The organism is Filobacillus milosensis (assembly GCF_004402015.1).
GTDB lineage: Bacteria > Bacillota > Bacilli > Bacillales > Alkalibacillaceae > Filobacillus > Filobacillus milosensis.
On sequence record NZ_SOPW01000035.1, the window covers coordinates 1 to 5,804 of the forward strand.

Sequence of the window (5,804 nt, forward strand, 5' to 3'; positions counted from 1 at the left end):
AAGACGTTACTCTATCATTTGACTCTTCGATATAATCCTTCAGTTCCTATCGGAACCGCCTAGCCTTTACCTGAGTAATGTAGCCACTCTCAGTTTAAGCTAGAAACATTTCGCACAACTATTGCCCCCGTTAATTGAATAGTGAAAACTAATTAGAAGTAGCCGTTATTCATTAAATCTTCCCATTATTACGGTGTTATAATAATTTCCATCTGATAGTAACTTATCTTTCTTTAATACTCCTTCTTCTTGAAAACCATAGTTTTTATATAGCATTATGGCTTTTTCATTGGTTTCAAGTACACTCAAAGTTATTTTCTTAATTTCGTTTGTGTCAGCCCATGTTATTGTTTCTTTTAAAAAGTTTGTACCAATGCCATATCCCCAGAAATCCTTTAGTACACAAACACCGAACTCAACTTTATGGGACATCCTTTTCAACAAATTGCCTTCGCATCTTGAAAAACCAACAATCCTTCCGTTTATTTCGCAAACTAAAAAAAGATTATGTGCAGTTTCATCATCCTCTTTGATTAGTTGTTTAAAACCTAATTCATCTATGTATGCTTCGCCTTTTTCTCTATCCATATTTTCTGTTTCGCCATCTATTTGCACTCTTATTTCAGACAAGGTTTTCGCGTCATTCTCGTTAGCTGACCTTATGATATAACTTAAATTACGAACATAAAATTCCTTTTCATTAACCTTCATTACAAACTCCTTTTATTAAACATTCCTGCCTCAATGCTAAATTTATCCTTATTCAACTCTTGCCCCCAGTTAATTGATTTTTTTAATTAGAGAATTTATCTTTTATTGTTTTATTATTCACAAGATAGGTTGCAAGAAAGATAACAATCCCTATTAAAAATAACGCTATTCCGAACCCAAAGGTATAGTTTGTAATACTCCATATATATTCTGGAGTGAAAGCTTTAACCTCTTGTATATCAGAAGTTATATTTGGATTAAAAGAAGATAGTGAAGCAAAAATTAATATTTTCTCTAACCCAGATAATCCAACAAAAATGCCTCCCAAGAAGGTAATTATTGTACCAAATAACTTCATTTTATCCTCCCCTTCAAAATATTTGTTTTTGTTTCAATCACCTGCCCTTTTAGTGAATCAAGAACAAAGCTCTCATTAAACTAACGCCCCATTACTTTAAGTACATTTATTTGCCAAATTCACTATAAAATTTATTTAATACTGATTATTATATTTTTGATTAAAGTTTTTGACCCATTCCATATCTATCGGCTCGTTAATAACTTCAAAAACGGTTTCACCTATTAACATTTCATTTTCATCTACTACAACCACATTTATTGGTTTAGATATATTGTGGAATATCATAAACTCAAAATTTTCTTTTCCACTAATCTCGTTGATATCTGCCTTCTTTACTTTGTAATGTTCTAAAAAACTTAAAAGTTCTTCAACGGGTTCTGTATTTTCAGTTTGCCACTCGAATGCTTTGTTCCCAGTAATCTCATCTCTGTTAACGGTAAATCCAAAAGTCTTAAAATCATTTGGTTTAAAATTTAGAACATCGTCGAGGTCCTTTATTTTAGTGTCTTTATATATGTTTAAGGAAAATACAATTAAAGCTCCAACTACTCCAATTACAATCATCGCTTTTTTGTTATTTTTCACTATTAACCAACCTCCTAACTTACTTAACTAAACAACCTATTACTATTTATATAAATGTTTTCAAACTTCTTCTTGAATTTACTGCCTCATTAGTTCAAGATCCTCTAGTACAATATTAACATAATATTCCAATAATTTATCAGTTAAATTAATATAGACGACCAATGTATGATCGCCTTGTTAAACTTTTGCCCCCGTTTGTTGAATAAGGTCAAGTGTTTATACCTTCGTATATATACCCTTATTATATCTTGAATAAGAAAAACCAGTTTCATCAAAAGCGTTGAAAATTGAGAAATAGTTATTCCCCATATCAAAGCCTAAGCCGTTTAACAATAAGTTGGAGCAAAGTAAATTATCATTTGAGCCAAACTTTTGTTGTTTCATTTCAATTACTTCCACTACCTCTATCGGCTTTCCTATAATGGGGGTAATATTTTTAAGTTCATTTTTTCGCCATTCGAGATTTAATTCCTGATTGCCGTACCAATCTAACTTTTTCTTTAAATCAATTTCATTCCAAGTAACTGCAATTTCATTATCATTAAAAGAACAGAACTCTAAATGCTTTCCTTCAACAGAGATAATAACAGGACAATCTGCCCAAAGTTCACCATCTGATGCTTCATGTACTGTCCATACTTCATCAATATTTAAACCAATCAAAGCCCTTAAGTGAGCTTTTTGGTCTTGAATAAACATATTTATATCTTTATAGAATGTTGGATTATAATTTTTAATACCAAGCACAGAAGAATTACCTCCACCCTAGTTTCATTAAAGCCCCCAATTAGCACAATAACTAATAACTCTTATTTTTCTTTTCCTTGTTTTAATAACTCTATAATTTCTTTGTTTTGTTCGCTGGTTTTTCTTAATTTTCCTTCAATAGATAGACAAGTTATAGCAATAACAATAACCCCAACCGCTATAATGATTTCCATACTATCAACCTCCGTCTTTTACCTTCTGTATAAAAGCAAATATATGTATACCTATAACTCATCTTATTCAACTCTTCTGTCCAGTTAGCTCAAGATCTTCTAATCTAATGTTAACATAATATTCCAACTATTTATCAGACAAAATAAAAAAGCGATCAATTTGTAGATCGCTTCTTCAACTATTGCCCCCGTTAGTTCAACATCGCCCCCAAAACTTTTCTATCTCATCAGAAGCCTTTCTTGTTTCTTTACCCATGTACTTATAAGCTGTATTAAGGATTTCTTCATTGTCACCAAGACGTTCAAGGATAGTAACAGTTAATAGTTCCTTAACGTATTCATCACCTGTTGCCATCCGTTCGAAAAAATCAAATAGCTTTTCAAGTTCTTTTGTTTTTTCTGTTTCCAAATACTTTATAAAATAGTCGTTACATTCACCGAAGAAGACGTGAGGCAATAACTCATCGTTAAATTGAATATGTTTTTCTAACAAAGGCTTAAAACCAGGAAATTCATTTACAAATAGTTCAGCAAAATAATCTCTATTCATTTCGTCACCTCGAAACTATTTCTTCAACTATTGCCCCCAATTAGTTGAAGAAGGAAGGATTATATTTGTACGTTCAAATGATTAGTCCCATCTTTGTTTATAAGTGCTACTTCCTTTGAAGTTATCCATTTCAATTGCCCAAAATAAGAGTGGAAGTACCATTCATTTGGACATTCCTCTATTATTTTCTCGGCTTTTATTACTTCACCAGTATTATCTTTAATTATAAAGTGGGCTGTGAACTTATCAATATCGTGTTCACAATACACTTGTGCATTATGCTTCCTATCAGGACTTTTCTTAGGTTTTTGCCATACCCAATGATTTTCATAATTGCAATCGATAACCTTTTGATAAGCTTCATCAAACAGAGAAGGATCCCAGCCATTATTATCAACAATTATGTCTATCCCATTTTTTAAAGTTGATAAGATAAGCTTTTTCTTTTCAATATTGATTAAGCTAAAATAGTTATCAATATCAAAATCAACACTAACCTCTGTGACTCCACCAACACATTTAACCTCATTATTTTCAGCTATAGTTCTGCAGTTAACCATTACCTTCCAGCTATCACTTGACTTGTACTTTTGAAAATTCTGTTCGAACAGAGAGGTAACACATCTTATCTCATCTCTAAACTGCATTCTTTTTTCTTTCCAGTTCTTTTCATAATCCTCTCTATTCCCACCTTTTTTTACATACGGTAAATCTAAATCAAATTCTTTAATGATAGGCATATTTAGCCTCCATTTCACACTTTGTTTCAGGAATGATTATACTTCCTCTTCACTACAATAATTTCGACAAAAAAAGCATTAACCCTTCTTGGATTAACGCTCCCGTTTGTTGAATAAGGTCAAATGTTTATACCTTGGTATATATATCCTTATCATATCTTGAATAAGAAAAACCAGTTTCATCAAAAGCGTTGAAAATTGAAAAATAGTCATTACCCATATCAAAGCCTAAGCCGTTTAATAATAAGTTGGAGCAAAGTAAATTATCATTTGAGTCAAACTTTTGTTGTTTCATTTCAATTACTTCCACTACCTCTATCGACTTTCCTATAATGGGGGTAATATTTTCAATTTCATTTTTTCGCCATTCGAGATTTAATTTCTGATTACCGTACCAATCTAACTTTTTCTTTAAATCAATTTCATTCCAAGTAACTGCAATTTCATTATCATTAAAAGAACAGAACTCTAAATGCTTTCCTTCAACAGAGATAATAACAGGACAATCTGCCCAAAGTTCACCATCTGAAGCTTCATGTACTGTCCATACTTCATCAATATTTAAACCAATCAAAGCCCTTAAATGGTCTTTTTGGTCATGAATAAACTTATTTATATCCTTATAGAAAGTTGGATTATAATTTTTAATACCAAGCACGGAAGAATTACCCCCATCCTAATTTCATTAAAGTCCCCAATTTGTTAAACAATAAATCATTCAATCAACAATTACTTCCACACCCTCCGCCACAAATTGCGGTGGTTGTGACTCTAATACACCATTAGGATTATAATACACCCTAACTTGGTCTCCTTCCTCTAAGCTACTGTATGTCTTGGAACTAATCGAATACCACGCTTTATCATTTTTAGGTTTAATCTCAGTGTCATCTTTCTTTTTATTCGGGACAACAAGAATCTGATAATCTTCAGTCTCTCTTTTGTCAACGATGGTTCCTTCAAGGGTATCTAAATCTTTACTTTTATGATCGTCACCTGATGTGCAAGCAACACTAAATGAAACAATAAAAAACAGTGCCAACGTTAAAAAAATTCTAAAATGAGAAATAAATAACCCCCCTGATTAATTAACCTCTCCTGCCCTGTTAGCTCAAGAGCGATCGCTCTTTTTGAACTAACGTCCCTTATAGTTGTAAAAGAAATGAAGGTATTATAGATACTTCATCAATAGCTTCATTTCTTCATTGATATCGCTCTTTTCCATTTCATAACCCAATTCTACGAAAGTTTCTGTATGAAAACTGGATTTGGAAATAAGGTATTGCTTTAACTTTAAGTAACTGCTTATTGGAAAATCGTGTTCATACCATGTATCTCTGTACCCAATTAAACCATGTTTTTTTAATAAAAAATCTAGTCTTTCTATAACAATAAACAAAAATTCATAATAAGAAACTGATGTATCAATTTCGATTTGTTTGCTTAATTTTAAATCTATATCATCATAACTAATCATTTTAATATTCAACATCTTATCAGATAACTTTAATATCAATTCTGTCCCAGATGGCTCTGCATGCCAAGTACAAGAAGTTTGCACCTTAACTTCATCTTCGGGAACACAATATTGATTCAATTCCATAAGTGCAGTCAAGAAATCCCCGAGACCGTCTGATAAGTAGCTTATATTGAAATTATAAGTTTGTGAGTTAGCTTCAATTAAACCATCAGCCCATCCCAACCCACTTAATTTATATTCAAATTTCATATGTAAACATCAGTCACTTTCCATAAATATTATTGATATTTTATTTCTTAAACAAAAGCCCCCATTAGTTTAAGAACAACTTATTTCAATGACGATTTAAACACATAACTTACTTTGTCGTAATCCATCCTATCTTCATAAAAGCGATGTGCATCAGTTCTCTGTAAACCTGAAGACAGTGCAA

Annotated in this window: 10 protein-coding genes and 1 pseudogene; all 11 read right to left on the reverse strand. The window is 31.7% G+C overall.

What is annotated here, in order from left to right:
• Window positions 1–165: 165 nt before the first annotated feature.
• Window positions 166–711: a GNAT family N-acetyltransferase gene (locus E3U55_RS16860; protein WP_134341653.1), complete on the reverse strand. Its 546-nt coding sequence runs from the start codon at window positions 709–711 to the stop codon at window positions 166–168.
• A gap of 82 nt (window positions 712–793) precedes the next feature.
• Window positions 794–1,069: a hypothetical protein gene (locus E3U55_RS16865; protein ID WP_134341654.1), complete on the reverse strand. Its 276-nt coding sequence runs from the start codon at window positions 1,067–1,069 to the stop codon at window positions 794–796.
• Between the two features lie 135 nt (window positions 1,070–1,204).
• The gene (locus tag E3U55_RS16870) at window positions 1,205–1,657 is read right to left on the reverse strand and encodes a hypothetical protein (RefSeq protein ID WP_134341655.1); all 453 of its coding nucleotides are present in this window, start codon (window positions 1,655–1,657) and stop codon (window positions 1,205–1,207) included.
• A 219-nt stretch (window positions 1,658–1,876) separates the two neighbouring features.
• Window positions 1,877–2,407: a hypothetical protein gene (locus E3U55_RS16875; RefSeq protein ID WP_134341656.1), complete on the reverse strand. Its 531-nt coding sequence runs from the start codon at window positions 2,405–2,407 to the stop codon at window positions 1,877–1,879.
• A 62-nt stretch (window positions 2,408–2,469) separates the two neighbouring features.
• Window positions 2,470–2,601, reverse strand: coding sequence for a hypothetical protein (locus E3U55_RS17870; RefSeq protein WP_267195397.1), 132 nt, complete (start codon window positions 2,599–2,601; stop codon window positions 2,470–2,472).
• Between the two features lie 196 nt (window positions 2,602–2,797).
• Entirely contained in the window at window positions 2,798–3,151 is a 354-nt protein-coding gene (locus E3U55_RS16880) for a DUF7674 family protein (protein ID WP_134341657.1), read from the reverse strand.
• Window positions 3,152–3,210: 59 nt separating this feature from the next.
• On the reverse strand, window positions 3,211–3,891 hold the full coding sequence (locus tag E3U55_RS16885; RefSeq protein ID WP_134341658.1) for a hypothetical protein: 681 nt from the start codon (window positions 3,889–3,891) through the stop codon (window positions 3,211–3,213).
• A 127-nt stretch (window positions 3,892–4,018) separates the two neighbouring features.
• The gene (locus E3U55_RS16890; protein ID WP_134341659.1) at window positions 4,019–4,549 is read right to left on the reverse strand and encodes a hypothetical protein; all 531 of its coding nucleotides are present in this window, start codon (window positions 4,547–4,549) and stop codon (window positions 4,019–4,021) included.
• Window positions 4,550–4,609: 60 nt separating this feature from the next.
• Window positions 4,610–4,933, reverse strand: coding sequence for a DUF3221 domain-containing protein (locus E3U55_RS16895; RefSeq protein WP_194840966.1), 324 nt, complete (start codon window positions 4,931–4,933; stop codon window positions 4,610–4,612).
• Window positions 4,934–5,062: 129 nt separating this feature from the next.
• The gene (locus tag E3U55_RS16900) at window positions 5,063–5,620 is read right to left on the reverse strand and encodes a hypothetical protein (protein WP_134341661.1); all 558 of its coding nucleotides are present in this window, start codon (window positions 5,618–5,620) and stop codon (window positions 5,063–5,065) included.
• 80 nt (window positions 5,621–5,700) lie between these two features.
• A pseudogene (locus E3U55_RS17775) lies at window positions 5,701–5,804 on the reverse strand (GNAT family N-acetyltransferase); the annotation flags it as partial.

What these genes read in the sequence shown, in the direction of transcription:
- E3U55_RS17870 (WP_267195397.1), bottom strand. Translation starts at nt 2,601, where the DNA reads ATGGAAATCATTATAGCGGTTGGGGTTATTGTTATTGCTATAACTTGT.
- E3U55_RS16860 (WP_134341653.1), bottom strand. Translation starts at nt 711, where the DNA reads ATGAAGGTTAATGAAAAGGAATTTTATGTTCGTAATTTAAGTTATATC.
- E3U55_RS16885 (WP_134341658.1), bottom strand. Translation starts at nt 3,891, where the DNA reads ATGCCTATCATTAAAGAATTTGATTTAGATTTACCGTATGTAAAAAAA.
- E3U55_RS16880 (WP_134341657.1), bottom strand. Translation starts at nt 3,151, where the DNA reads ATGAATAGAGATTATTTTGCTGAACTATTTGTAAATGAATTTCCTGGT.
- E3U55_RS16865 (WP_134341654.1), bottom strand. Translation starts at nt 1,069, where the DNA reads ATGAAGTTATTTGGTACAATAATTACCTTCTTGGGAGGCATTTTTGTT.
- E3U55_RS16900 (WP_134341661.1), bottom strand. Translation starts at nt 5,620, where the DNA reads ATGAAATTTGAATATAAATTAAGTGGGTTGGGATGGGCTGATGGTTTA.